Below are 25321 nucleotides of genomic sequence, written 5' to 3'. Positions count from 1 at the left end.
CCGGCAAATCACCTGTCGCCGGGGCCTCGCCCGGACCCAGTACCGCGCACCCTGCCGGCATTGCCTGACAGCAGCACACTGCGCGCCCTGGCAGCCAGCGACTCCATCATCAGCCCGCTGTTGAAGGGATGATCGGCCGTGCGGGCCGCCGCCACCAGCTCACGCGACCAGTCCGACAGCAAGGCCATGGACAGGGGCTTGGACGGCAGATCCGCCGGCGAGAAGTAGCGCGGCGCACCGCCACCGGTCAAGGCCATCAGGTCATGGCAAATCTTTTGCAGGGCGCTGACCGCATCGACCGGGGAGAACACCGACAGCGCGGCCACATCGCCCTTGGCCAGCTGGCGCGGCAGCTGCGACCAGGCCGCAGCGCCCTTGCCCTCCTTGGCCAGTGCCAGCGCATCGCCGGGGCGGCCGCCGGCGGCCTGCAAGGCAGCGTCTGCCTCGGCTGCATCCACCCCCTGGCCTAGCAGCCAGGTGCTGGCCGATTGCGCATCCGGCCAGGTCATGGTGTGACCCAGACAGCGGCTGCGTATGGTGGGCAGCAGCTGATGGGCCGCCTCGCTGGCCAGCACAAAGCGTGCATCGCCAGGCGGCTCTTCCAGCGTCTTGAGCAAGGCATTGGCCGTGATGGCATTCATCTGCTCGGCCGGATAGATCAACAGCGCCTTGCCACGGCCGCGTGCGCTGGTGCGCTGGCAGAACTCCACGGCATCGCGCATGGCTTCCACGCGGATTTCCTTGCTGGGCTTGCGTTTCTTGTCGTCGATATCGGCCTGGGCCTTCTCGGGCAAAGGCCAGCCCAGCGCCAGCATCTGCACCTCGGGCATGAGCACGCACAGGTCGGCATGGGCGCGCACATCGATGGCGTGGCAACTCGCGCATTGGCCGCAAGCACCCTCGGCGCCAGGCCGCTCGCACAGCCAGGCCCGCACCAGGGACAGACCCAGGGCGTACTGCCCCAGACCGGACGGCCCTTGCAGCAGCCAGGCATGGCCGCGCTGGGCCAGCAGTTGCCGACGCTGGGCGGTAATCCAGGGTGCAGATGTTTCTACCGGCTGCACGCTTTGCACCTCGCTCATGCCGCACCTTCGGACAAAGGCTTGTTGGCCACCATGATGGCCAGCCAGCCCCGGCGCACCACGGCCTGGGTGACCTGCTGCCAGACCGCATGGCGGCTGGTATTGGCATCGATGCGGGCAAAACGCTGAGGAGCGGCCTTGGCGCGGTCCGCATAGCCCTGGGCCACGCGGGCAAAAAATTCGCCGGGCTGGGCTTCGAAACGATCGGGTACGCGGGCCGTGACCAGACGCTCGGCAGCCACTTCGGCCGGCAGGTCAAACCAGATGGTCATATCGGGTTCGCGCAGAAAATTCTCAGCCAAATCGGCCTGTAGCGAAGTACCGGTCTGCGCCATACGCTCCAAAATCAATAGCTTATTCCAGTCAAAGCCCCGGCCTGCACCCTGGTAGGCAAAGGTGGCGTCGGTAAAGCGGTCACTGATCACTACCTCGCCGCGCGCCAGAGCGGGCTCGATCACCTGCACCAGATGATCGCGTCTGGCGGCAAAGGCAATCAGCGCCTCGGTCAAAGGGTCCATGGCGTCGTGCAGCATCAGGGTGCGCAGCTTCTCGGCCAGGGGCGTGCCGCCGGGCTCGCGCGTCAGCGTCACCACCCGGCCCTGGTCTCTGAAGGCCTGGGCCAGGCCTTCGATATGCGAAGACTTGCCGGCACCGTCAATGCCTTCAAAACTGATAAACAAGCCTTTGGGGGAAGCGGTAGTCACGGGGGGATCTTTCCTTCAAAAGCACCGACAGCGCTGTGAGGCCGTGGTGCTTTTTCTGATTCTTCAAAACGGGTGAGGCAGCAAGGCCGCTCACCACAATGCTTACTGGCCGCGCTGATAGCGGTTGACGGCTCTATTGTGCTCGTCCAGCGAGGCACTGAAATGGCTGGTGCCGTCGCCCTTGGCCACGAAATACAGGGCCCGGGTCTGCTCGGGCTGCACCGCCGCCATCAGCGCGGCCTTGCCGGGCATGGAGATGGGGGTGATGGGCAGGCCGGGACGGGTATAGGTATTCCAGGGCGTGTCGGTCTGCAGATCGCGCTTGCGCAGATTGCCGTCAAACGCGGCGCCCAGACCATAGATCACGGTAGGGTCGGTCTGCAGCAGCATGCCTATGCGCAAACGATTGCTGAAGACGCCGGCAATCTGGGCCCGGTCCGAGGCACGGCCGGTTTCCTTTTCCACAATGCTGGCCAGGATCAAAGCCTCGTCTGGCGATTTGAGCGGAGTGTTGGCCGCACGCAGGGCCCAGGCATCGGCCAGACGCCGATCCATGGCATGCAGGGCACGACGCAGCACGGCGATATCGGAGCTGCCCTTGGAGAAGGTATAGGTATCCGGGAAGAAGCGACCCTCGGGTGCCACGCCTTCACGGCCCAGCAATTTCATCAGCTCCTCATCCGAGAGCTGGCTGCTGTCCTGCTTCAAGGTGGCTTCACGCTGCAGCGCCTGGCGCACCTGGCGCCAGTTCCAGCCTTCCACCAGCGTCACCGCACTCTGGCTGGCCTCGCCGCGCGCCAGCTTTTGCAGCAGCACATAAGGTGTCAGCCCCTGCTCGAGTTCATAGTTGCCGGCCTTGATGGCCCGGTCCTGGCCCGAGAGGCGAAACCAGAGATACAGCAGCTGCGGGTTGACCTGCACGCCGGCATCGGCCACCCGCTGCGCCACGGCGCGCGGACGCGTGCCGGGCTCGATCTCCAGCTCCAGCGTCTTGGCCGTCATGGTCATGGGCTGATACAGCCACCACCATGCGGCACCGCCGGCCAACACGGCCAGCAGCAGCAAAACCATCAGTGCACGAAAAACAGCACGCACAACCTTGATCCATTCATGAGTTAGGAGCGCCGATCATAATTCAGCCATGACCCTGCCATCGACGCCGTCCCTGAACGGCATTACCGCCATTTCCCATCTGGGTGTCATCCGCGCCGTAGGCGAAGACGCAGCCAGTTTCCTGCACGGCCAGCTGACCAACGACTTTGCCCTGCTGGATATGCAGCACGCGCGCCTGGCCGCTTTTTGCACCGCCAAGGGCCGCATGCTGGCCAGTTTTGTGGGCTTCAAGCGCAGCCAGGAAGAAATCCTGCTGGTTTGCGACCGCAGCCTGCTGGCGCCCACGCTCAAGCGCCTGTCCATGTTTGTGCTGCGCGCCAAATGCAAGCTCAGCGATGCCACGGGCGAATTCTCGCTCTACGGCCTCTCGGGCACGGCCGCCGAGGCCCTCCTGCCCAGCGCCCGCCCCTGGGATCGCAAGGACGCAGGCCCGGCCTCGGTGATCGCTTTGTACCCCGCAGCCGGCCAGGCCCGCGCACTGTGGCTGGCCCCTGCAGGCACGCCAGCCCCCGAAGGCGAGACGCTGGCCGAGGGCCTGTGGCTGTGGGGCACGGTGCAAAGCGCCGTGGCCACGCTCTCGGCCCCGGTGGTCGACGCCTTTGTGCCCCAGATGCTCAATTACGAGTCGGTAGGCGGCGTGAACTTCAAGAAAGGCTGCTACCCCGGCCAGGAAATCGTGGCCCGCAGCCAGTTTCGCGGCACGCTCAAGCGCCGCGCCTACCTGGTCCATGCCGATACCGCACTGAGCGTGGGCCAGGAGGTTTTCTCGCCCGAAGATCTGGAGCAAGCCACGGGCACCGTGGTCCAGGCAGCAGCCTCCCCTCTGGGCGGCTGGGATGCGATTGTCTCCATGCAGATTGCCTCGGCCTCGCGCCAGGACCTGTTTGCCCACGCGGCCCTCAACGAAGGCCATGCGGCCGATGCCACGGCTGGCGCTGCGCTGCAAGTTCTGCCTCTGCCCTACGAGCTGCTGGCGGATATCTAAAACCGCCCTCTCATCCGCCCCGGTTTGGCATGGCGCTCCTTAGGGAGCGTTTTGCTTTGCAGAGGACGGCTTTGGGCTTTGTACACTGCGGCCATGCCAGTCCCCCGGATTTTTGTTAGCTCCTCCAAGCCTTGGCTGCTGCTGGCCTGGCTGCTGATATTTTTGCTGGCCTCCGGCTTTCAGTGGTGGCAGGAGCGTACGGAGCAGCAACGCCAGCAGTTGCAGCTGACCGAAGCCGTGCAGCGCCAGATGCTGGAAAAAATCGCTCAGCACAAGGCTCACCTGACGGCGCTCGCCACGCTTGCAGCGCTCAAGGACGCCAGTGGCCAGCCGGCGGCCATGCGGCAGGTGGCACGCTCCATAGCGCTGATGTACCCGCGCATAGAGCAGATTGAGCTGGTGACTCCCCCCCATACGGCAAGCGGTGATGCGCTGGATCAATCTTCGGGCGATTGCCGCAGCCCGGCAGCGGCCCGCACCGTGGCGCCGCTGCGTCCCGGAGAAAGCGACAGCCTGCCGGACAGTGCGCATCGCGGGCGCTATCTGCTACTCAAAAAGATAGCAGAACCCGCAGGCTGGTTGTGCATGCGCATTGATTCCGCCCATTTGCTAGAGGCCGACACCCTGCCGCCCCATACCGGCTTGCGCATCGACCTCGACGGACAGCCTTTGCTGCAACCCCAAGGTCAGACCGCCGACCCCAACACTTACCAGCCCATAGGCCGATTTACCTTGCAAGGCTATGGCCAGCCCCTGCAGGTGCAGCTGCTGACCCAGGCCCAGCCTCTGCTGGGCTGGCCGCGCCTGCTGCTAAGCGCCGCACTCAGCCTACTGCTGGTATGGCTAGCCGCCCTGGTCTGGAAAAGCCGCCAGCAGGCGCGCCGTCACCAGCAGCGCGCCCAGTTGCTGGCCAATGAGGCACAGCTGGCCCACGCCTCCCGCGTCAACGGCATGGGCGAGATGGCTTCAGGCATTGCCCATGAGCTGGCCCAGCCCGTGACCGCTCTGCTCAGCCAGAGCCAGGCCGCGCTGCGCGCCCAGGAGCTGGGCAAGAGCGAGCTGCTGACCAGCGCCCTGCAGGCCAATGTGCGCGAGGCCCGCCGCGCCGGAGCCATTCTGGACCGCATGCGCAGCTACATCAGCAACACGCCCAGTCAGGCCCAGCGCCTGGATCTGGCCCAGGCTGTGGCCCAGACTCTTTTGCTGCTGGAAGGCCCGGCCAAAGAGGCCGGTGTCCAGCTGCTATGGGAGCCGGCGCCGGCAGATTGCAGCGTTTGGGCCGACCCCGTGGCACTGGAGCAGGTGCTGCACAATCTGGTGCGCAATGCGCTGGAAGCGCTGTCGCAGAGCTCGGTGGCTGAGCCGGCCATACAGATAGCGCAGCAAGCCGACGGCCGACAAGCCAGTCTCACGGTGCGGGACAACGGCCCCGGCATAGACGCCGCCACGGCCCAGCGCATTTTCGACCCTTTCTTCACCACCAAGAGCGGCGGCATGGGCCTGGGCCTGCCGCTGTGCGCCACGCTGATGGAACGCATGGGCGGCCAGCTGCAATATCTGCCGCCCGCCAGCGCCAGCCCAAGCACCGCCTGGCCAGGTGCCTGCTTTGTGCTGACCCTGCCCCTGGCGACCACGGGCGCCGCCCCGGAAAACCCCATCCCATGATTTACCTGATAGACGACGACGCCTCGGTGCGCGAGGCCTTGCATCTGCTGCTACAGACCTATGACCTGAGCGTGAGCTGCTTTGCCTCTCCTGCCGAATGCCTGGCCCATCTGGACCGCAGCCAGCCCGGCGTGCTGATCATGGATTTGCGCATGCCGCTGATGTCCGGCCTGCAGCTGTATGAGCAGCTGCGTGCGCAAGGCGTGGACTGGCCGGCCATCGTCATCACCGGCCATGGCGATCTGCACTCCTGCCGCCGGGCCTTCAAGGCCGGCGTCACCGACTTTCTGACCAAACCCATAGAGGAGCAGACCCTGCTGGAGGCCATCAGGACTGCCCAGGCCACGCTAGCCCGGCAGGCCGAGCGCAACGAGGCCCGCCACCATCTGCAGGTGCTGACCGAGCGCGAACGCGAGGTGCTGGAGCTGATCACCAAGGGCCTGGGCAGCAAGGAGATCGCGGCCGCGCTGGATATCTCCGTGCGCACCGTGGACACCCACCGTGCCAAGCTGGCCGAAAAGCTGGGCACGGGCTCCGTGGCCGAGCAGACCCGGCTGCTGCTGTCTGCCGCTGCCCGCAGCTGAGGCCCACCCTCGGTAAAACTACCGAGAGCCGTCCGTTGGCTTGCGAATAGGCGCCAAGCGCCCGTGTTCCTACAGTTCAGTCATTGCTTTCACCCCCTGGAGCCCTGACATGAATCGCCTGAGCACTTTTGCCCTCCTCGCCCTGAGCACCCTGGCCTGCGGCGCCGCCTCTGCCGCTACGGTCAGCACCCGCTCGATTGCCTCGGCAACCGCCGCCCAACTGGCCCAGCAAACCGTTGCCGCCTGCAGCGCCGACGGCCATAACGTGACCGCTGCCGTGGTGGACCGCGCCGGCGTGCTGCTGGCACTGTCCCGCGCCGATGGCGCCGGCGCCCACACGCCCAAAGCCGCCACCGCCAAGGCTTTCACCTCGGCATCGTCGCGCAACCCGACCAGCGGCATGGCCAAGACGATTCAATCCAACCCCGATGCCGCCGGTCTGGCGCAAATCCCCGGCTTTCTGGTGCTGGCCGGCGGCGTGCCCATCAAGGCGGGCAATGAGGTCATTGGCGCCATCGGCGTGGCCGGTGCGCCCGGCGGCCACCTGGACGAGGCCTGCGCACAAAAAGCCCTGGCGGCCTTGAAAGATCAGCTGCAATAAGCCGCTGCGGCCCGTCTGCCCCATAAGCCAAGGCTCCAGGCCTTGGCTTTTTTGCGTGAAGTCCCCCTTCCAACTGGCTAGAATCACGGCTTTCCTGCGGGAGAGCGAGGCAGGCGCCAAACATGGCCCCATGCCTCCGCCGAAGGCGCAAACTCCCATAATCGCTCAGGCACCCCGTACCGCAGGACAGGACAGTGCAGCCGATAGATCGGCCGCACGAATTCGCCAACTGGAGAGCAGCCCGCAGCCCTTTGCTGCAGGCTCACCGAAGGGGCAAGTGCACGGCCAGGCTGGCGCACGCAACTCTCAGGTACAAAGGACAGCGGGAGAGGCACGCCTGACATTTCGCTATGGCGAATGACTGGCTTAACCCAATCAGGGCTGTCATGCTTCCCTCCGTTTCCTTGCTGGACTCCTTCCAGGCCAGCAATATCACCGTCATGCTGGTGATCTATCTGGTGGCCATCGCGGCCGAAGCCATGTCCGGCGCACTGGCTGCGGGCCGGCGCAATATGGACATTTTTGGCGTGGTCGTCATCGCCTTTGTCACCGCCCTGGGTGGCGGCACCATACGCGACATGGTGCTGGGCCACTACCCCATAGGCTGGACGCAACACCCCGAATATGTGTATCTGGTCATCAGCTTCGGCCTGCTGACCACGCTCATCGCCCGACATATGCACCGCTTGAAGCAGGTGTTTTTGCTGCTGGACGCCATGGGTTTGATCGCTTTCTCGCTGATTGGCTCCAACACCGCGCTGGAGTTGGGCTACCCCACCATCGTCGTCATCATGGCCGGCATGATCACCGGTATCAGCGGCGGCATTTTGCGCGACGTGCTCTGCAACCAGGTGCCCGTGGTCTTCCGCCGCGAGCTGTATGCCAGCGTCTCCCTGGCCGTGTGCCTGATGTTCCTGGGTCTGCGCGCTCTGGATGTCAGCCCCAATATCAGCACCATCGTGTGCTTTGCCGGTGGCCTGGCGTTTCGCCTGGCCGCCATACGCTTCAAATGGCGTCTGCCGGTGTTCTCCTATCAGCAGCGCTGGGAATAAGAGAGTCAAGACCCTGCAATGTCTGTCGAGAGCCTACCCCTGCCCCCATCTGAAAAACCCGGTGAGAGTCTGGAGCCGCCCCTCAATGGGGAATCCATCACATGGCTTGCCGATGGCACGCCCTATAGCCCCCGCTTCGGTGACCGGTACCGCAGCGAACTGGGCGGTCTGGATCAGGCTCGTCAGGGTTTCCTGGGCGGCTGCGGTCTTCCCGAGGCCTGGGCCCACGCCTCGCAATGGCGAATCCTGGAGATTGGCTTTGGCTTTGGACTGAATTTTCTCGTCACCTGGGCTGCCTGGAAGGCAGACCCCCTGCGCCCGCGCGTGCTGCACTTTGCCTCGATCGAGGCCTATCCCGTGTCTGCCGACGATCTGTTGCGCGGCCTGCCTGATGACCCGCAGCTGCAGCTCTTGGCCGAGCAGTTGCAGGCCCAGTGGTGGGGCTTGCTGCCCGGCGTGCACCGGCTGTCTTTTGACAACGGACAGGTGCTGCTCACCCTTTATGTGGGAGATGCCCAGACCGTGTTGCGCAAGCAGCAGCTGACGGTGGACAGCGTCTACCTTGATGGTTTTTCTCCCAAACTCAATCCCGAGCTGTGGAGCCCCGAAGCCATGAAGAACGTGGCACGCCACTGCCGGCGTGGCACCGCTGTGGCAAGCTGGTGCATTGCAGGCAGCGTGCGCGAAGGTCTCGCCCAGCAGGGGTTTGAGGTACGCAAGGTTCCCGGCATTCCGCCCAAGCGCCACAACCTGCGCGCGGTTTACAACCCGCGCTGGGAGCCTCGCCATAAAGACGATGGGCTGCCGCCGCCGGTGACAGCGCCCGAACGCTGCCTGGTCATAGGTGCCGGTCTGGCCGGTGCTGCTGCCGCCGCCAGTCTCGCAAGACGCGGCTGGCAGGTCAGCGTGCTGGATGCCGCCGATGCGCCCGCCGCCGGCGCCTCGGGCCTGCCCTCAGGCCTGTTTTGCCCTCATGTATCGCCAGATGACAGTGTTTTATCGCGCTTATCCAGAAGCGGCGTGCGCACCACGCTACAGATATTGCAGCAGCTAAGCATCGCACAGCTGCTCGATCAAGGCAAAGACTGGGAGCATAGCGGCGTGCTGGAGCACGATCTGCATGAGCCCGTGAACCTGCCCCCACAGTGGCTGGATGCCGCGACGCCGCAGTCGCATGCCGGTCTGCAATGGAGCTGCCCGGCCACGCCCGAGCAACTGGCGGCCGCCCATCTGCCCGCCGCCAGCCATGCCCTATGGCATGAGCAGGCGGGCTGGGTCAGACCCGCGCAACTGGTCAAGGCCTTGCTGGGAACAGCGGGCATTCGCTGGCAAGGCAATGCGCCGGTCGCCAGGCTCGCACAGACCGACGATGCACTCTGGACGGCCATGGACGCCGAGGGCAAGACGCTGGCCCAGGCCGAGATGGTGGTGGTGGCCCTGGGGCCCGCCAGCACGGCCTTGCTGCAAGCCAGCGGTCTGCAGGCCGGGGCCTGGGAGATAGCGCCGATTCGCGGCCAGGTCAGCATGGCCGCTCACACGGCGCAAACGCGGGCAGCCATGCCGCCCTTCCCGGTCAACGGCCACGGCAATCTCGTGCCGGATTTTCCGAACGCCCAGGGCCAGCGGCAATGGATCATGGGCTCCACCTTCGAGCGCGACGTCACCGCGTTGCCGCCCACCCAGGCCGAGCAGCGGGACGCCCATGCCAGCAACGGCGAAAAGCTGGCCGCCTTGCTGCCCGAATGCCGCCAGGCGTTGGATGACTTCTTTGCTGCCAAGACCCAGCCTCCCACCTGGGCCCGCGTACGCTGCGCCGCCTACGACCGTATTCCCGTGGTCGGACCCGTAGAACTTAAGAGCAACGGGCTGTGGCTGCTGACGGGCATGGGCTCGCGCGGGCTTACGCTGTCCATGCTCGCAGGCGAGCTGCTGGCCGCCCGCGTACACGGGGAGCCGCTGCCACTGGACGCCAAGCTGGCGCTGGCCCTGCATTCGCAGCGCATGTCGGCGCGGGCGACGAAAACATAAAACAGATAGCAAAAAGCGCTTGACTGGCAAGCGCTTTTTGCTGTTTTTACTGAGATTACTCGCTGCGCGGAAGCTCGGTGCCGATCAGGGTCTGATCGGGCGCAATGCGCGTGGCTAGCACCTTGTCCAGTGCCTTGCCATCCATGTCCATGACTTCAAAGCGCCAGTTCTCCCACTCCACGCTGTCGGCCTCGCTAGGCAGACGGCCCAGCAGCAGCATGAACATACCGCTCAGGGTGTGATAGCGACCGCGCTCTTCCTCGGGCACGGCCACAAGGTTCAGATGGTCCTTGAGTTCGGGCACGGGAATATGGCCGTCCAGCAGCCAGCTGCCGTCGTCGCGCTGCACCGCCCAGCTTGAGGCCAGATCGCGCGGCTGGAACTCGCCGGTAATGGCTTCGATCAAGTCTTGCAAGGTCACAATACCTTGAACCTCGCCGTACTCGTCGATGACAAAAGCCATTTGCACATCCGAGGTGCGGAAGTTGTCCAGCAACTCCATGCCGGTAATGGTTTCGGGCACATACAGAGCGGCTTGCAAAGGCTGGTCGCGCAGTTCACGCTGGCCTTTTTCACGCACCGTCTGCGCCAGCCATTGGCGGGCATTGAGCACACCCAGAACATTGTTCATGTCGCCACGGATGACGGGGTAGCGCGCATGGTCGGCCTCTTCCACCCGGGCCAGGCTGGCTTCGAAGCTGTCGTCAATATCCAGGCAAATCACATCACCGCGCGGCACCATCAGCGAGCCGATCTGGCGGTCATCGAGACGGAACACATTGCGCACCATGGTGTGCTCGTGCGATTCGATCACACCGGCCGTGCGGCCTTCCACCAGCATGGCGTGGATTTCTTCTTCGGTCACGGCGCTGCCGTTGTTTTCCTTGACACCCAGCAGCTTGAGCAGGCCGCGCGTGGAGGCCGACAGCAGCCAGACAAAGGGTTTGGTCGCCAGCGCCAGAAAGTTGATGGGGCGCGACATCAGACGCGCCAGCGCCTCGGGATGGGTCTGACCCAGGCGTTTGGGCACCAGCTCGCCCACCACGATGGAGAAGTAGGTGATCATCACCACCACCAGACCGGTAGATAGGTAGTCGGCGTATTTCTGGGCCATGCCCGTGGTGATCAGCCAGTTCTCCAGCGGCCCGGCCAGCGCGGCCTCGCCGACGATACCGTTGAGCACACCGATCGAGGTGATGCCGATCTGGATGGTGGACAGAAAGCGGGTGGGATCCTCTCCCAATTTGATAGCAGCTGCTGCGCCGCTGTCGCCCTCATCCACCATTTTTTGCATGCGGGCCTTGCGCGCGGTCACCAGCGCAATTTCCGACATGGCAAACAAGCCATTAAGGCAGATCAGGGCGAAAAGTATGGCTATTTCCATGGTCAGGCACCCGCGGTATCCAAGCGGTTGTCCGGGCGCCTCAATTGTTGTACAGACCTCTATTGTAGAAAAACAGCCAGGGGGTCTGCTCCGAAAATGCAAGCGCAGTTGAAGGAAATAGCAAGGTTTGCGGCCGAATACCGGCTTTTTCTGCTCCGGACCGTAGGGCTTGCCAGTCGCAAGACAAGCGGTCTGGCGACGTTTTTAATAACCAATCAGATATATATGAAGGACGAAACAATCGTTTGTTTCCATATAGAGCTTGTCTACAGTTCTGCCTAACGATCAAAGCCAAGCGCTTGTCCCAAGAGGGGCAGGCAGTACCAGCTCCACGGAAGAACCGCAGACATGTACCAATACACCGATTTCGACAAAGCGTTCGTCAAGCAACGCGCCGATCAGTTCCGCGACCAGCTCAACCGCTGGCAGTCGGGCAAGCTGGCAGAAGATGACTTCCGCCCCCTGCGCCTACAAAACGGCTGGTATGTTCAGCGCTACGCTCCCATGCTGCGTGTGGCTGTGCCCTACGGCGAGATCAACACCGCCCAGATCCGTGTGCTGGCCCGCATTGCCCGTGAATACGACGCACCCGAGGCCGAAGTCTTCAAGGCTGCCATGGAAGGCCAGGGCAAGCTGGGCACCACCTTCCTGCCCACGCACTGCGCCCACTTCACCACCCGCACCAATGTGCAGTTCAACTGGATTCCGCTGTCCAAATCCGCCGATGTGATGGATTTGCTGGCTTCCGTGAACCTGCACGGCATCCAGACCAGCGGCAATTGCATCCGCAACACCACCACCGATGCGCTGGCCGGCATTGCGCCCGACGAAATCGTCGATCCCCGCCCTTACGCCGAAATCCTGCGCCAGTGGACCACGCTGCACCCAGAATTCGCTTTTCTGCCGCGCAAGTTCAAGATCGCCATCACCGGCGCCACCGAAGACCGCGCCGCTACCGGCTGGCATGACGTGGGCCTGCATGTGCTCAAGAACGCCGCAGGCGAGATCGGCTTCAAGGTCTTTGTGGGCGGCGGCATGGGCCGCACGCCCGTCATCGGCACGGTGATTCGTGAGTTCCTGCCCTGGAACCAGATCATGAATTACATCGAGGCCATCGTGCGTGTCTACAACGAGCTGGGCCGCCGCGACAACAAGTACAAGGCTCGCATCAAGATTCTGGTCAAGGCCGAAGGCCAGGCCTATATCGATGCCGTGGAAGAGGAATTCCGCCAGATCGTCGAAGTCGACGGCGGCCCTCACACCGTGCCCCAGGCCGAATTCGACCGCGTGGCAGCCATGTTCACCACCCCGGTACTGCCTGCCGTGGCCGATGCGGCTGCCGACGAGAAAGCCCTGGTCGAGCAAGCCGCCAAGGAACCCGCATTTGCCCGCTGGTTGTCGCGCAATGTCCATGCCCACAAAGTGCCAGGCCTGCGTGCCGTGACTCTGTCCTTCAAGCGCGTGGGCCAAGCTCCTGGCGACGCCACCGGCGAGCAGCTGGATGCCCTGGCCGAGCTGGTGGACGGTTTCTCCGCCAGCGAAGCCCGCGTGACCCACGACCAGAACGTGATGCTGCCCTGGGTGCAGGTCAGCCAGTTGCATGCCCTGTGGCAGCGCGCCAAGGCCCTGGGCCTGGCCAGCACCAATGTGGCCTTGCTCACCGACATGATTGCCTGCCCCGGCGGCGACTTCTGCGCCCTGGCCAATGCCCGCAGCCTGCCGATTGCCGAAGCCATTACCCAGCGCTACCAGGATCTGGATGAGCTGGACGATATCGGCGAGATCGATCTGCACATCAGCGGCTGCATCAACTCTTGCGGCCACCACCACAGCGGTCACATCGGCATTCTGGGCGTGGACAAGGACGGCAAGGAGTGGTACCAGGTCACGCTGGGCGGCTCCGATGGCGCAACCCTGTCGGGCGACGCGGTCGCCGGCAAGGTGATTGGCCCCTCGTTCTCGGCCGCCGAAGTGCCCGATGTGCTGGAAGCCGTGCTCACCACCTACCGCGATCTGCGCCTGAGCGGCGAGCACTTCATCGACGCCGTGCGCCGCATCGGCCTCGACCCCTTCAAGGAAGCCGGCAAGGCCGCACGCCACCCCGCTGCTGCCGAAGCCGAGGCAGAGGCGCTGGCCTGAACAACAAGAACAAGGAATCGATCATGAAAATTCTGGCAAACCAAGACTATCCCGGCGCTGCGGAAAACGACAGCAGCGTGCTGGTGCTGGCCAATGACGTGAATGCGCTGGAAGTCAGCCTGGACGGCATTCAGCAGGTGGACCTGTACTTTCCCAACTTCACCGACGGCCGCGCTTTCAGCCAGGCCTACTGGCTGCGCCGCCGCCGCGGCTTCAAGGGCGATATTCGCGCCACCGGCGATGTGCTGATCGACCAGCTGGTGCAGATGGAGCGCACGGGCTTCAGCTCCGCCGTGCTGCGTGCAGGCGTGGACGCCGCCGATGCCCAGCGCCAGTTCGAGCGCTTTGGCGGCTACTACCAGGCCGATGCCGTGAATGCCAAGCCCCATTTCGCCGAGGAGCAAGCATGAGCCGACTCGCCCCTGCCGTGGACCTGGCGCGTATCAATGAGGAACTAGGTCACGATGCCGCCGGTCTGGTGCGTTGGGCCGTGGGCCTGGGCCTGTCCAACATCGTCACCACCAACTTCCGTCCTTTCGAGGCCGTGATCCTGCACCTGCTCACCCAGGCTCAGCCCGATGTGCCCGTGATCTGGATGGACAACGGCTACAACACCGAAGCCACCTACCGCTTTGCCGACGAAGTGACCGAGCAGTTGGGCCTGAACCTGAAGATCTACCTGCCACGCCGCTCGCGAGCCCACCGCGAAGCCGTGGAAGGCCTCACGCCTGCACTCGATGATCCGCGCCATGCGGCTTTCACCGAAGAGGTAAAGCTGGAGCCTTTTGCCCGTGCGCTGCGCGAGACCGCCCCCAAGGTCTGGTTTACCGCCCTGCGCGCCACCGACAGCGCCGTGCGCGCCCAGATGGAGCCCGTGAGCATCAACCCCGATGGACTGATCAAGGTGGCACCGCTGCTGCACTGGTCGTCCAAGGACTTGCACGAGTACTGCAAACAGCACGGCCTACCCAACAACTTCGACTATGTGGACCCCACCAAGGGTGAAGACCAGCGCGAATGCGGCCTGCACCTAGCCCACTAAAGCCATAGCTGCCAGCGCTTGATACATAAGGGCCAGAGCCCTGTTTGATTGGAAGAAACCAAATGAATGCCCGAGTGGATACCTCTGTGCTGAACCACCTCAGCAACCGCCACCTGGATGCGCTGGAAGAAGAGACCATCTTCATCCTGCGCGAAGTAGCCGCCGCCTTTGAGCGCCCCGCCCTGCTGTTTTCGGGTGGCAAGGATTCGCTGGTCATGCTGCGCTGCGCCGAAAAAGCCTTTGGCGCCGGCCGCATTCCCTTCCCCTTGCTGATGATAGATACCGGCCACAACTTCCATGAAGTGACCGATTTCCGCGATTTCCGCGCCCAGGAACTGGGTGCCGAGCTGATCGTGCGCAGCGTGGAAGACTCCATGGCCCGCGGCACGGTACGTCTGGCCCATGAGGGCGAGAGCCGCAATGCCCACCAGTCGGTCACGCTGCTGGAAGCGATTGACGAGTTCCGCTTCGACGCCCTGATTGGCGGTGCCCGTCGCGACGAGGAAAAAGCCCGCGCCAAGGAGCGTATCTTTTCCCACCGCGACAGCTTCGGACAGTGGCAGCCCAAAGCCCAGCGCCCCGAGCTGTGGACGCTGTTCAACACCCGCATTGCCCCCGGCGAGCATTTCCGCGTCTTCCCCATCAGCAACTGGACGGAGCTGGACGTGTGGCAGTACATCGCCCGTGAAAACATTGCCCTGCCCTCGCTGTACTACACCCACCAGCGCGAAGTGGTGGAGCGCAAGGGCCTGCTGGTGCCCGTCACGCCGCTGACCCAGCCCCGCGATGGCGAACAAGTCGTGCTGCGCGATGTGCGCTTTCGCACCGTAGGCGATATCACCTGCACCTGCCCCGTGGAAAGCACGGCGGCATCGGCCGAGGACATCGTGATCGAAACCCTGGCCGCCGATGTGAGCGAGCGCGGCGCCACCCGCATGGATGACAAGACCAGCGATGCGTCGATGGAAAAACGCAAGAAGGACGGTTACTTCTGACGACATCCCCCTGAGGCGCTAACGCGCCCTCCCCCTTCTCTCGCGGCGCTGCGCTTGCGGGAAGGGGGACGACACCAGCGCGGCGGGGCGGCCCTTGCACGGTGTCTCTGAGTTGGGACGTGTCTGATCAAAGAAAGAATGCGATGACTGAAACTATTAATTCCATAGCTGCTGGCGCAAACACATCAAGCGCTGCAGGCCAACTAGGCGCAGATACCAGCGGCGCGCTGCGCTTTATCACCTGCGGCTCGGTCGATGACGGCAAGAGCACGCTGATCGGCCGTCTGCTGGTCGATACCCGCGCCGTGCTGCAGGATCAGCTGGCCGGCGTCACCAAGTCCGGCGAGACCGATCTGGCCCTGCTGACCGACGGCCTGGCCGCCGAGCGAGAGCAAGGCATCACCATCGACGTGGCCTACCGCTATTTCGCCACCGAAGCACGCAAGTTCATCATTGGCGATGCACCCGGCCATGAGCAGTACACCCGCAACATGGTCACGGCCGCCTCCAGCGCCGATGCCGCCGTGGTGCTGGTGGACGCCACCAAGCTCGATTGGCAAGACCCCACGCTGGAACTGCTGCCTCAGACCCGCCGCCACAGCCTGCTGGCGCATTTGCTGCGCGTGCACTCGCTGGTGTTTGCCGTCAACAAGCTCGATGCCGTGGAAGATCCGGCCCTGGCTTTTGAGCACATCAGCGCGGCGCTGCAGAAATTTGCGCAATCGGCCGGCATCCAGGTCGCGGCCACCATTCCGGTGTCGGCGCTCAAGGGCTACAACGTGGTCAATGCCAGCGAAGGCTGGGCCGGCTACGACGGCCCCAGCCTGCTGCAGCTGCTGGAGCAACTGCCCAACACCCCCAGCGATGGGAATCTGGCACTGGCCTTTCCCGTGCAATGGGTGGAGAAATTCTCTTCCTCGGCCGACACCTCGCAAGGCCGCCGTGTCTTCTGGGGCCGCGTAGCCGCCGGTGTGGCCCAGGTTGGCGCCCAGGTGCAGATCCTGCCCAGCGGCCAGCTGGCGACCGTGGCCCAGGTCATCGATCATGCCCGCGTGCCCCACAGCGTGAACGCAGGCCTGTCGGCCGGTATCACGCTGGACCGCGAGGTCGATGTCTCGCGTGGCGACTGGATTGTGGCCGCACCGGTGCAGATCGAAGCCGCCGAAGACGACTTTGATGCACCCCCAGCCCAAAGCCCCTGGCCTGCCAGCCGCGAGCTGACCGCCACCGTGGCCTGGATGGATAACGAGCCCCTGGTCAGTGGCCGCGTGTACTGGGCACTGCACGGCCACCGCTGGGTCAAGGCCAAGGTGCGCCGCGTGGCCCATCGCCTGAACATCAACACGCTGGAGCAGGAAGCGGCCGAGCAGCTGGAAGCCAATGCCATAGGCCAGGTGGAGCTGCTGCTGCAGGAAGCCATTCCCGCCGCTGCCTTTACCAAGGCCCGCCAGCTGGGCTCCATCATTTTGGTGGACACCGCCAGCCATGCCACCGCAGGCGCCGTGCTGATCCAGTAGTCCTGAAACCGTCACAATCGGGCCGCAGACACCGATCTGGAACACAAACCAGATCGCTCTGCGGCCTTATCCGTGCCAAGTTCTGGCACGACGCAGGAAAAAACCTAAAATCACGGGGTTTTACCCATCCCCATCCATAAGAAGAATCTCCATGACTCACGTCGTCACCGAAAACTGCATCAAGTGCAAATACACCGATTGCGTAGATGTTTGCCCCGTGGACTGCTTCCGCGAAGGCCCTAACTTCCTGGTCATCGATCCCGATGAGTGCATCGACTGCGCCGTCTGCATCCCAGAATGCCCTGCCAACGCCATCTTTGCCGAAGAAGATGTGCCTGCCGATCAGCTGGCTTTCATCAAGATCAACGTCGACCTGTCCCAGCTCAAGACCTGGAAGAGCATCACCAAGCGCAAGACCGCCTTGCCCGATGCCGACGACTGGAATGGCAAGCCAAACAAAGTGGACTTGCTCGAGCGCTGATCGGCGAGCCCCCGGGTCTGCGCTAGGCTTGGCAATATGAGCGAATCACAAGCCACAGCCATCCAGCCCGACTCTCCGCCCTCCAACGCTATCGACACCGATGCCCTGATCATCGGTGCCGGCCCCATAGGCCTGTTTCAGGCCTTTCAACTGGGCCTGCAAGGCATCAAGGCCCATCTGGTCGATGCCCTGCCCCATGTGGGCGGGCAATGCGCACAGCTCTACGGCCACAAGCCCATCTACGACATTCCGGGCATTCCCGTGTGCACCGGCAAGGAGTTGGTGCAACTGCTCGACCAGCAGATAGCGCCCATGAACCTGCCCCGCCATCTGAACCAACAGGTGCAAAGCCTTAGCCGCCTGGCCGATGGCCGCTGGCAGGCCGTCACTACGGCGGGCACGGAGTTTCACACCCGCAGCGTGTTTGTGGCTGCCGGCGTGGGCGCCTTCGTGCCCAAGGCGCTCAAGGTGGCGGGGGTGGATCAGCTCGCTGCCGACCAACTGCTCTACCACCCCAGCGAAACCAGCTCGGCACTAGGCCGCAGCGTGCTGGTCTATGGCGGCGACGAAGAAGCCGTGCAGGCCGCCATTGACTGCGCCAGCCTGGCCGCTAAAACCCGGCTCATGCACCGCCGCGATGCTTTTGACGCTGCGCCCGATCAACTGGCCCGCCTGCAAGCGCTGCGCGACAGCGGTGCGATCGAGGTCGTCATCGGCCAGATCACCGAGGTACAACAGAACGCAGGCCAGTTGCAAGCTCTGCAGTGGATGGATGGCGAAGGCCGTGAACAAACCCTGAGCGTGGATCGGCTGCTGGTGTACCTGGGCATCTCCCCGCGCCTGGGGCCGATTGCCGACTGGGGCATGGCCATTGAGAAAAAGCAGCTGGTGATCGACCCGGCCACCATGGCCACCAGCGCGCAAGGCATTTACGCCGTGGGCGATATCGTGAGCTACCCGGGCAAGAAAAAACTCATTCTTTGCGGCTTTCACGAAGCCACCATGGCCGCTTTTGCGGCGGCCGAGTATCTGCAGGGCGAAAAACCGCTGCTGCAATACACCACCACCAGCGCCAAGCTGCATGCCATTTTGGGCGTGCATCACCCGCAGCATTGATAGCGCTACGCGCTCAGCAAATGATGGCTTTAGCCATATAGCGGCCTGAACTCCATTCAGATCATGCGCTTAAAGCTCTTGATTCAATAGCAGCAACCACTGAAATTTGCGCTTTAGTTGGCCGCCAATCTGCCGATAAGAGGCATATCACCACGATTGGAAGCCTATGCTGCTTGCGTCCCAAGAAGCCCCCCCGCCGGCCACCGTGCCGGCTCCTATGCGCAGCGGCTTTTTTCAGATGCCGCTGTTTCGCCCCGGTACCGAGGTCACGGCCAATGGCAGACGCGAAGTCGTCAGCCACGTGATCCTGCGCCGCCGCGAACTGATGGTCTATCTGCAAGGCCATGAAGATCCGTTCAGGCCCGACCGCCTGGACCTGGCTCCCAGCCTGTTCACCACCGAGCGCCGCCCCGAGCCGCTGACCGCCTTTTTGTAATTGCGGCGTCTCAACCAGACTTTTTACGAAACGGTAGACGGCAACAGGCTGTTGAACCGTCGCTTGCCGTGCTTGTACCGCGGCTAGGCAGCCTCTTTTGCGTGAATAAATTCGCAATTTTGAAAAAATCGGCTGTCTTCCAAGTTATATTAGTGGCTTCGGAGCGTAGCGCAGCCTGGTAGCGCATCTGCTTTGGGAGCAGAGGGTCGCGAGTTCGAATCCCGCCGCTCCGACCAAACGACAAGGCCTTGGATTGAAAAATCCAAGGCCTTTTGTCTTAGCGGACCATGAACCGCTCTCTGGCTTGCCGCCGTACTCGCCTCGGCAATCTCTCTTCTAGCTTTTACCTATTCGCGCAGCTGCGATGCAGCAGATTCTTCGCTGCTTGTGCTTTTAAGCACGGACTTGCTTAGCAAGCCCCGAAAGGCACAAGCTCTGGATGCCGCGCATCAATCAACAGACCACAAGGCAGCCTCAACACCAGCCATGAGCGCCGCCTTCGGCAGGCAGATGACTTGGGGCATCATGTCACCGCAGCTCAGACGGGCAAGCTGCTGGCTCGCTCGCTTTCCAAGGCATTGCGGCCTGCTTGATCTGACCAGTGCAGAGATGCATGGCCATGCCCTCGCGTTGGCCTGGCAACCGGACTGGCCATTCCCCGGTTCACGCTCCGTGTGTCGTCCTCTGGCAGCTTGAAGACCGATACGGCCCGCACCAGCTCCGCCGCCTGGTTGTTCAGTCCATCGGCCGCCATGGCAGATTCCTCGACCAGGGCAGCGTTCTGCTGAGTCACATGGTCGATCTGCGTTACCGCCTCTCCCACCTGACTCACACCCTGGCTTTGCTCCGCGCTGGCCTCGCTGATTTCGCCCACGATATCCGCCACGCGCTGGATGGACTGCACCACTTCCTGCATGGTTTCTCCGGCCTTGTTCACCAGGCTGGTGCCTTGCTCCACTCGCTGCACACTGGCCGATATCAGGCCCTTGATTTCCTTGGCCGCCTCGGCGCTGCGCCCTGCCAGGCCGCGCACCTCGCTGGCAACCACGGCAAAGCCTCGACCATGCTCACCCGCGCGTGCAGCCTCAACCGCAGCATTCAAGGCCAGGATATTGGTCTGAAATGCAATGCTGTCGATCACGCCGATGATGTCGGAGATTTTGCGCGACGAATCGTTGATGCCCTTCATGGTGTCAACCACCTCCGCCACCACTTCGCCGCCCTGCTTTGCCACGGTGGAAGCGCTCACAGAGAGCTGGTTGGCCTGGCGTGCGTTCTCTGCGTTATGTTGCACCGTGGTGCTGAGCTGCTCCATGGATGCAGCAGTCTCCTCGAGTGCGCTGGCTTGCTCTTCCGTGCGGATGCTCAATTCATTGTTGCCTTGGGCAATCTGCGCGCTGGCGGTCGCCAGGCCATCTGCATTGAGTCGAACACCCGCGACGATGTTCACCAGGCTCTCGCGCATGGCACGCATGGCAAACAGCACACTGCTCTTATCGTCAGCTGCCGTGTGGACTTCCTGACTGAGGTCCCCTGTCGCAATCTTGTGCGCCAGATCCGCCACCTGATGCGGCTCACCGCCCAGCTGCCGGGTGACCTGGCGGGTGATGATGAAGGCGAACAACAGTCCCACTGCCAGCGCTATGGTACCCAAGGCGATCATTGCGAACTTGGCGTTGTCGTAGGAGTCCTTGGCGGCACTGGCAGCCTTGTCATTCAGATCTGCTTCAATCTGGACCATGTCGGCAATGGACGCAGCCCATTTTTCCTGAGCAGGATGCGTCTCGTTCATCAGCAAACGCGTGCCCTCTTCAGCATCGTTGGCAAATCCCAGTGCAGCGACCTTTTGCAACAGCGGCAATGCAATGGCTTCCATTTGCTTGATCTTGGCCATGCCCGCACGTTCCTCTGGAATAGTGCTGGGCAGCGTGGCAAACATCTGATTCAGCTTGGCCTCGGCGTCGCTGTACTTTTTTTCCTGCACCAGAATTCGATCCACCTCTGGCTGCATCTGCGCCACGTCGGTCAGCAAGATCAGGTTGCGAACGGCAATCCTTCGGTCCTGCAAGGAAAGCTGCATCGTGGTGAGTAAGTCGGCTTCAACGTTGTTGACATCGATGATTTCGACCATGCGCTGGTTGATGTCGACCATGCGGTTGAGTGCAAACACCGTGCTGACCAGCAGGAATGCAAGCGTCAAAAGAAATCCACCATACAGGCGGGTGCTAATTTTCATCTGCGCAAAATTCATTCGAGTTTTCTCCTTAGCATGGCCTGCAGCCGTGAAGACATCACTAGGCAGCAAAGACTTTGTTTCTAAATGTTAACTCATTACGCAAAAATAAGCCAAAACGGCAAAGCATCCTCAGAAAATTCGTTAAGGCGACAATTCAGATGAAGCAGCAATCCTGAAAACGCTATGGTGTCGTCGCAATAGCAAACACACAATCGGCCCTAGCCATCACCTCACCCGGACTGGCAATCTCAGCTTTCGCCCACTCGCACATGGTCGGCATGCGTCAATGCCGAACCCTCATCCATTGGCGAAGCGCCCCCCTGCACTTCGGCTCGCCGAGCCAACAGCGCCTCAGGAAGCGGCGCCAGGCTGCGATGGATCATCCTCTGACGAGATCGTATACGCGGGCGCCCCATAAGCATCCTCGCGCAAGCGTTGCCTGAATTGAAGCGAAGGTAGAGCCGGCGAGCACAGATAACCTTGGAAGTAGCCTCCTTGCATCTGCTCGATGGCTGCGCATTGCTCCGGTGTCTCAACGCCTTCAGCCACGATCTCCACCCCCAATGCCTGGCCCATGCTGATGATGGCACCCACAATGGCTTTGTCTTCCTCATCATGCGGCAGGCCACGCACAAAGCTCTGGTCGATCTTGATCTTGGAAATCGGCAGCTTCTTGAGATAGGAGAGATTGGAGTAGCCGGTGCCAAAGTCATCAATGACCAGGCCCACGCCCAATTCGGCAATGCGATGCACACGCAAGGCCATCTCCTGGGCATCTTGCAGCAAGATGCTCTCCGTCAGCTCCAGCTCCAGCCACTGTGCAGGCAACGTGCTGTCATGCAGCACCTGTGTGAGTCGCTCGACAAAATCAGGCTGCCTGAACTCCAGCGCTGAAACGTTGACCGAGACCTTGATGAACATGCCCTGAGCGTGCCAGCGCGCCGCTTCCTGCACCGACTGCTCCAGCACCCAGGCACCCAGCGTGACCACATAACCCGACTCCTCCGCCAGAGGAATGAAGGCTGCCGGTGAGACCACACCGAACTCTGGATCGGTCCAGCGCAGCAAGGCCTCTGCAGCCACAATGCGGCCGGAGCCTATATGCACCTGCGGCTGAAAGTACACGCTCATATGGCCCTTGTCCAGAGCCTGTCGCATGGCATGCTCAAGTCTCATGCGCGAGAGCAGACCCGCACTCATCTGCGGCTGATAAAAACTGAAATTGCCGCGACCGCGCTCCTTGACGCGGTACATGGCAATATCGGCCTGGCGTATCAGCTCGCTCAAGGTGAGGCCGTCACGAGGGAACTGGGCTACGCCAATGCTGCACTGGACCGAAAAGCCCAGGCCATCAAGCAGAAAAGGCCGTCGCATCTCGGTCAAGATTCTCTCTGCGACAGAAGCGGCGCCTTCTGCATTGCAGGCATGCAGATACAGCACAAACTCATCCCCGCCATGCCGGCACAAGATATCTGCAGGGCGCAGCAAGCTGTTCAGACGCTCCGCCACCAGCTTGAGCACGCGGTCGCCAAAATGATGCCCCAGGGAATCATTGATGATTTTGAAACGGTCCAGATCCACAAACAGAATGCTGAACATGTCGTTGTGGACATGGGCGGTGGCAATCGCCGCATCCACCCGCTCGATCAAGCTCATGCGGTTGGGCAAGCCAGTCAGGGCATCGGTGTAAGCCAGCTGTTCTATACGTTGCTGGGCAAAGCGTTGCTGCGTCATATCCCGCATAAAGCCTATGCTTTGCACCACGTTGCCGTAACCATCACGCAAGGCAACCCAGGATAGCCATACGGCACAACGTTGGTCATGGGCCTGAGTGAGCCACAGATTGCCTTCCCAGAAAGCACCTTGCTCCCACTGCTCCTGCGCCAGCTGCGACAGTTCCGGCACGGCACCCTCGTCCGTAGCGAACAGCGTGCCGGCATCCCGGCCGACCACTTCCAGGCCTTCCAGCAGCTTGCGCCCTGCAGGGTTGACCTGTACCAGCTTGCAGGCAGCATCGGCAATGAAAATGCCGTCAAGACTGGATTCAAACACCCGCGCTGCCAAGCGCAGATCGGCAGCCGCCTGGGATTGGGCGGTGATGTCTCGATAGGAAAATATGCGCCCGGTCGGAACACCACGGCTGACCTGCGGCACCGAGCGACGCTCGATCACACGTCCGTCACACAAATCCAGGACTTCGGAAGTCTCGGGAGCCGACAGATCGGGCAAGCCTAGGCCAGGCGTGTCCTGCAGCAGCGTGAACTGGCTTGCGCTGCGCAGAATCTGCGCATCCAGATGCGCAAAAACAGCGGCATCGTCGCGGGATGACAGGATTGCTTGCGGCAGCGTCCATAGTTGCGAAAAACGATGATTGAAGGCCCGTATGTCGCCATCCGGCCCGCAGACCAGGATGCCATCGGCCGCAGACTCCAGCGTGGCCCGCATTTCGGCCAGCAACTCTCCAAGCACCGTCTCATGGCGTTCATGAGCGCTTTTGTCCACCATGGAAAGCAAAAGATAGCAGGGCTGGGAATCCAGCGCCGTCACCCGCATCTCAACCGGCACCAGCATCCCGTCGGCGCGGCATATCTCCGACACAAACTGGGCACCCTCGCTCCAGTTCAGAGGGTCGCTCCAGAAAGCATGTTGCAACGGCGTGGCCGCCAGCAGCAGCACCGAACGACCCAGGACTTCCTGCGAACCATAGCCCGTCAAGGTCTGGCTTGCAGCATTGGCATAGACCACGGTCAATTGCTGCGCATCCAGCAACCAGGCCCCTTCCTGCAATCCATCCAGCAGCTGGCTCATGAGCTTGGCTGGCGTATGGATTTCCTGGGAAATCTCGGCGCGGGCTGCGTTCACGATAAAACCTTCTCGGGCTGAACGCCCACGGCACTGTCAAAGTAATAGCTCACGCGACGATGTGGCAGCAGCGCGCACACCGCCTCTCGCGTCAGTTGATGCACACCAAGCCCGCGGCGTATGCCAAGTTGGGGACTTGCTTGCAGATCCGCCAGAGTCAGCGTCGCCGCTTCCTTGATGTCATGTATCAATACCCGGGGCTTGAGCGGATAGGCGGTGTTGACCGAAGTCACCAGGCCTTGTCGACCATCCGTCATCTCCACCAACGAGCCCGGAGGGTAGACGCCCATCAGACGCACAAAAGCCGCCAGCACTGCTGGAACGAATTTTCTTTGATGGGTAGTGAACATGGAAGCCAACGCCTCATGCGGCGTGGGCGAGACGTGATTGTCGGGCGGATTGCACAAACGGTCATAGGCATTGACCAGACACAGAATCTGGCCTGCCAGCTCCATGTCGCTACCCAGCAAATGCAGCGGAAAACCCGAACCATCGGCCCACTCATGGTGCTGGGCAATTGCAGATGTCACGGCGGGCGACAGCCCCATGCTCTGCGCCAGGGCGACAGACTCGCCCACATGCTTGGCATAGTGGGCATGTTGTGTTTTGGAGGTATCCAGCGCGCCAATATTCATGCCGCACACAAAGGGCTGGGTCGGCAAAGCCAGTTTGCCTACGTCATGCAGCAAGGCCGCCAGTCCCAGCTCATGCAGTGCAAGCTCCTTGAGACCCATGGCCCGACCCAACAACAAGCTGAGCACGGTCACATTCACACCATGGGCGCTCGAGGCATTTGCTGAAGAGTCAGAAAGCACATGCAAGACTACATCCTGCTCGGGCAGCAGGGTGGCAAGACAATTGGCGATCAGCTGCTCACCGGCAGCGCGCGCCAGTTGCGGTTGCTGCAGCGCAGCCTGCTCAAGCTGCTCATAGCCGCGCGCCGCCTGCAAGAATTGCAGATCCATGTGCTTGACCTTGGCATGCCACTGCTCGACCGCGTCCGAATGCAGTGACTGCGGGTTCAATGGGGTCGACGATGACAAAGACTCGGGATCTGGCAAGAAACCCGCAGGCAGATCCTCATCCCCGTTTAAAGCGGACGCCATTTCGCTTTTATCGGGGTCGTACTGAATCGTGCTCAGACCCAGCTCCTTCAAGGTCTGGATCTGCGCTTGAGAAATAATTTTGAAGTTATTGACCGGAAAGGGGTGATGAAGCCATCCCAAATCAAGATGGACATACATGCCTATCCGCACTTGCCCAATATCAATAACAGCGAGTCGATTCACTTTTTGCAAC

21 protein-coding genes, 1 tRNA gene and 2 riboswitches are annotated in these 25321 nt (G+C 62.3%); of the genes, 15 read left to right on the top strand and 7 right to left on the bottom strand.

Features of this window, described 5'->3' with window-relative positions; genetic code table 11:
- Positions 1–8 precede the first annotated feature (8 nt).
- The 3 genes from EAO39_RS10460 to mltG form a co-directional block, all read right to left on the bottom strand.
- A complete protein-coding gene (locus EAO39_RS10460; RefSeq protein ID WP_120967330.1) occupies positions 9–1082 on the bottom strand; it encodes a DNA polymerase III subunit delta' in 1074 nt (357 codons plus the stop codon).
- The gene (tmk, locus tag EAO39_RS10455; protein WP_120967329.1) at positions 1079–1786 is read right to left on the bottom strand and encodes a dTMP kinase; all 708 of its coding nucleotides are present in this window, start codon (positions 1784–1786) and stop codon (positions 1079–1081) included. The genes EAO39_RS10460 and tmk overlap by 4 nt, the downstream gene beginning before the upstream one ends.
- 102 nt (positions 1787–1888) lie before the next feature.
- Positions 1889–2881, bottom strand: a complete 993-nt coding sequence (gene mltG, locus EAO39_RS10450) for an endolytic transglycosylase MltG (RefSeq protein ID WP_120967328.1) — start codon at positions 2879–2881, stop codon at positions 1889–1891.
- A gap of 46 nt (positions 2882–2927) precedes the next feature.
- Between mltG and EAO39_RS10445 the strand changes: the two genes are divergently transcribed.
- From EAO39_RS10445 to mnmC, 6 genes are all read left to right on the top strand, one after another.
- Positions 2928–3884, top strand: a complete 957-nt coding sequence (locus EAO39_RS10445; RefSeq protein WP_120967327.1) for a folate-binding protein YgfZ — start codon at positions 2928–2930, stop codon at positions 3882–3884.
- A gap of 93 nt (positions 3885–3977) precedes the next feature.
- Positions 3978–5549: an ATP-binding protein gene (locus EAO39_RS10440; RefSeq protein WP_120967326.1), complete on the top strand. Its 1572-nt coding sequence runs from the start codon at positions 3978–3980 to the stop codon at positions 5547–5549.
- The gene (locus EAO39_RS10435) at positions 5546–6133 is read left to right on the top strand and encodes a response regulator (protein WP_120967325.1); all 588 of its coding nucleotides are present in this window, start codon (positions 5546–5548) and stop codon (positions 6131–6133) included. The genes EAO39_RS10440 and EAO39_RS10435 overlap by 4 nt, the downstream gene beginning before the upstream one ends.
- Before the next feature lie 109 nt (positions 6134–6242).
- Positions 6243–6734 carry a heme-binding protein gene (locus EAO39_RS10430; protein ID WP_120967324.1) on the top strand — a complete coding sequence of 164 codons (492 nt, stop codon included), beginning with the start codon at positions 6243–6245 and terminating at the stop codon, positions 6732–6734.
- A gap of 87 nt (positions 6735–6821) precedes the next feature.
- A riboswitch (glycine riboswitch) is annotated at positions 6822–6926 on the top strand.
- Positions 6927–6953: 27 nt separating this feature from the next.
- A riboswitch (glycine riboswitch) is annotated at positions 6954–7067 on the top strand.
- A 53-nt stretch (positions 7068–7120) separates the two neighbouring features.
- Positions 7121–7786: a trimeric intracellular cation channel family protein gene (locus EAO39_RS10425; RefSeq protein ID WP_120967323.1), complete on the top strand. Its 666-nt coding sequence runs from the start codon at positions 7121–7123 to the stop codon at positions 7784–7786.
- Between the two features lie 18 nt (positions 7787–7804).
- The gene (gene mnmC, locus EAO39_RS10420; RefSeq protein WP_120967322.1) at positions 7805–9814 is read left to right on the top strand and encodes an FAD-dependent 5-carboxymethylaminomethyl-2-thiouridine(34) oxidoreductase MnmC; all 2010 of its coding nucleotides are present in this window, start codon (positions 7805–7807) and stop codon (positions 9812–9814) included.
- A 55-nt stretch (positions 9815–9869) separates the two neighbouring features.
- Here the strand turns inward: mnmC and EAO39_RS10415 are convergent, their stop codons facing one another.
- Positions 9870–11198: a hemolysin family protein gene (locus EAO39_RS10415; protein ID WP_120967321.1), complete on the bottom strand. Its 1329-nt coding sequence runs from the start codon at positions 11196–11198 to the stop codon at positions 9870–9872.
- Between the two features lie 348 nt (positions 11199–11546).
- Between EAO39_RS10415 and EAO39_RS10405 the strand changes: the two genes are divergently transcribed.
- The 9 genes from EAO39_RS10405 to EAO39_RS10365 all read left to right on the top strand — a co-directional run bounded on the left by EAO39_RS10405 (position 11547) and on the right by EAO39_RS10365 (position 19160).
- Positions 11547–13337: a nitrite/sulfite reductase gene (locus EAO39_RS10405; RefSeq protein ID WP_120967319.1), complete on the top strand. Its 1791-nt coding sequence runs from the start codon at positions 11547–11549 to the stop codon at positions 13335–13337.
- A gap of 23 nt (positions 13338–13360) precedes the next feature.
- On the top strand, positions 13361–13747 hold the full coding sequence (locus tag EAO39_RS10400; RefSeq protein WP_120967318.1) for a DUF934 domain-containing protein: 387 nt from the start codon (positions 13361–13363) through the stop codon (positions 13745–13747).
- A complete protein-coding gene (locus EAO39_RS10395) occupies positions 13744–14379 on the top strand; it encodes a phosphoadenosine phosphosulfate reductase family protein (RefSeq protein WP_120967317.1) in 636 nt (211 codons plus the stop codon). Before EAO39_RS10400 ends, EAO39_RS10395 begins: the two co-directional genes overlap by 4 nt.
- Positions 14380–14441: 62 nt before the next feature.
- Complete coding sequence (cysD, locus tag EAO39_RS10390; protein WP_120967316.1) at positions 14442–15374, top strand: sulfate adenylyltransferase subunit CysD; 933 nt, start codon at positions 14442–14444, stop codon at positions 15372–15374.
- 143 nt (positions 15375–15517) lie between these two features.
- Positions 15518–16891, top strand: coding sequence for a GTP-binding protein (locus EAO39_RS10385; RefSeq protein WP_120967315.1), 1374 nt, complete (start codon positions 15518–15520; stop codon positions 16889–16891).
- A gap of 151 nt (positions 16892–17042) precedes the next feature.
- Positions 17043–17372: a ferredoxin FdxA gene (gene fdxA / locus EAO39_RS10380; RefSeq protein ID WP_120967314.1), complete on the top strand. Its 330-nt coding sequence runs from the start codon at positions 17043–17045 to the stop codon at positions 17370–17372.
- 36 nt (positions 17373–17408) lie between these two features.
- Positions 17409–18488 (top strand): NAD(P)/FAD-dependent oxidoreductase, encoded by a 1080-nt coding sequence (locus EAO39_RS10375; protein WP_120967313.1) that lies wholly within the window; start codon positions 17409–17411, stop codon positions 18486–18488.
- A 166-nt stretch (positions 18489–18654) separates the two neighbouring features.
- On the top strand, positions 18655–18924 hold the full coding sequence (locus EAO39_RS10370) for a hypothetical protein (protein WP_120967312.1): 270 nt from the start codon (positions 18655–18657) through the stop codon (positions 18922–18924).
- Between the two features lie 159 nt (positions 18925–19083).
- Positions 19084–19160, top strand: a tRNA-Pro gene (locus EAO39_RS10365).
- 302 nt (positions 19161–19462) lie between these two features.
- Here the strand turns inward: EAO39_RS10365 and EAO39_RS23070 are convergent.
- The 3 genes from EAO39_RS23070 to EAO39_RS10350 all read right to left on the bottom strand — a co-directional run bounded on the left by EAO39_RS23070 (position 19463) and on the right by EAO39_RS10350 (position 25266).
- Complete coding sequence (locus tag EAO39_RS23070) at positions 19463–21160, bottom strand: methyl-accepting chemotaxis protein (RefSeq protein ID WP_162989522.1); 1698 nt, start codon at positions 21158–21160, stop codon at positions 19463–19465.
- Between the two features lie 351 nt (positions 21161–21511).
- Positions 21512–24022: an EAL domain-containing protein gene (locus tag EAO39_RS10355; RefSeq protein ID WP_240466949.1), complete on the bottom strand. Its 2511-nt coding sequence runs from the start codon at positions 24020–24022 to the stop codon at positions 21512–21514.
- On the bottom strand, positions 24019–25266 hold the full coding sequence (locus tag EAO39_RS10350; protein ID WP_120967310.1) for an HD-GYP domain-containing protein: 1248 nt from the start codon (positions 25264–25266) through the stop codon (positions 24019–24021). Before EAO39_RS10350 ends, EAO39_RS10355 begins: the two co-directional genes overlap by 4 nt.
- Between the last annotated feature and the right edge of the window lie 55 nt (positions 25267–25321).

The organism is Comamonas sp. lk, assembly GCF_900564145.1.
Classification (GTDB): Bacteria; Pseudomonadota; Gammaproteobacteria; order Burkholderiales; family Burkholderiaceae_C; genus Comamonas.
The sequence above is the reverse complement of the archived record's forward strand: the minus strand, read 5'-3'. Positions and strand labels throughout refer to the sequence as shown.